Below are 1,527 nucleotides of genomic sequence, written 5' to 3' on the forward strand. Positions count from 1 at the left end.
AAGTCTGCGAGAGTCTTTTAATCGCTAACCTGTCAATCAGGCGCAGCGGGCATACCACCCTGATCCACGATGACGCGGTCGCGGATGCCTGCAGGTCAATGTCTCGTCAGCTACTGGTCACCGATCATGCCGTTTGTCGGGTACATGGTCTTTTACGCGGTCGGGACATGCACGCCGCAGGATGGGTCTTCGTGGGCGGGATCTTCCGATGTGTTTAACGCAATTCGCCGGAGTAAAATGGTGGCGACTGCAACTCTCGCAGCGGAATGATCCTGTCCGCGCCCCGACAGGGACGGCTCGGCGCGTCAGTGTCATCAGACGCGAACTTTATATCCAATCAGCCGGGGAGTGGGAGCTCTGTACGGCTGACATCAAATCACGCGGCGGCGGGCTCCGAGTGCCGGAACAATTCGCCAGTCCGAAGCATGGTATGCATGATTACCGCCAGCTTTCGCGCGACTGCGACAGCCGCCCGCTTGAAGCCGATCTTTTCTTTCAGCCTGAGGCCCCAGGTCCGCAGCGCGTTCTCCTCCCTTGTGCGCGTCATGATCGTGACCGCCGCCTCGTACAGGAGCGAGCGCAAATGATTATCGCCACGCCGCGAAATGTGTCCGTCATAGTCAACTTCGCCGGACTGGTAGCGCCTGGTCGTCAGGCCTACCCATGCGCCCACCGATCGCGACTTCCTGAAGTTCTCCGGGTCCTCGATCGCCGCAATGAACGAGCTCGCGGTAACCACTCCGACGCCCGGGATCGATGACAGCAGTCGGCACTGATCGCTCATGCGCGCAGACGCGATGAGCTGCTTGGTCAGTTCGGCCGTCCGCGCGCGAATACTGAGCCATGACTCAAGCAAGGGCGAAATGATCTTTTCCAGCGCTGGATTGTCGGCAAGCTGCTCGCGAACATGGGATGCAAAAAGCCGCCCCGCGCCCTTGGGAACAATGAGGCCAAAGGTCTTCATCAAGCCGCGGATTTGATTGGATAGCTGGGTCGTCATCTTCAGCAGTTGGTTGCGGCCCGCGACGAGCGTCCGCGTCAGCATGCTATCGAAGGCTTTCACCCGAACTTCCCGGTAGAAGCCAACCTCAGCCAGATGCGACAGGCCGTCGGCATCGTTGGCATCGGTCTTGTTCCGCGCAAGATCGAGCGCAGCCTTCGCGTGACGCGCATCGATGCAGATCGCCGGCAGGCCTTCCTCCCGCAGTGCGTGGTAGAACCAAACTGACAATGGGCCGGTCTCGAACACAACCCTTGCTGCTTCTGGCGCCCGCTTGCGGACCATTTCGGCAATAAGCTTCGGGTCGGAGGGGCACTTGCCACGCCAGACCCGCTGGCCACCCTCACGCACCGAGATGAATGTTTCTTTCAATGAAACGTCGAGGCCGATAAACTGCTCCATGGTTGTCTCCCGTCCGATGCTGGGCCCGGTCACCATCGTGGGCCCGTATTTCATCCTACCGGGGGGCAACCACCTGACCAGCGCGTCCTGATCGCGTGGAAGCGCACCCCGCGATTACCCCATGT

The 1,527-nt window shown here is 60.3% G+C and carries 1 protein-coding gene; it reads right to left on the bottom strand.

Annotated features, from left to right (window positions below):
* Positions 1–376: 376 nt before the first annotated feature.
* Positions 377–1,402, bottom strand: a complete 1,026-nt coding sequence (locus OLX02_RS20125) for an IS110 family transposase (protein ID WP_039338759.1) — start codon at positions 1,400–1,402, stop codon at positions 377–379.
* Positions 1,403–1,527: the final 125 nt, after the last annotated feature.

The sequence above is a fragment of the Novosphingobium sp. KCTC 2891 genome (assembly GCF_025938155.1).
Lineage (GTDB): Bacteria > Pseudomonadota > Alphaproteobacteria > Sphingomonadales > Sphingomonadaceae > Novosphingobium.

Bases quoted from the DNA above. Each gene is read 5' to 3' on its own strand.
- OLX02_RS20125 (WP_039338759.1), bottom strand. From the start codon at position 1,402: ATGGAGCAGTTTATCGGCCTCGACGTTTCATTGAAAGAAACATTCATC.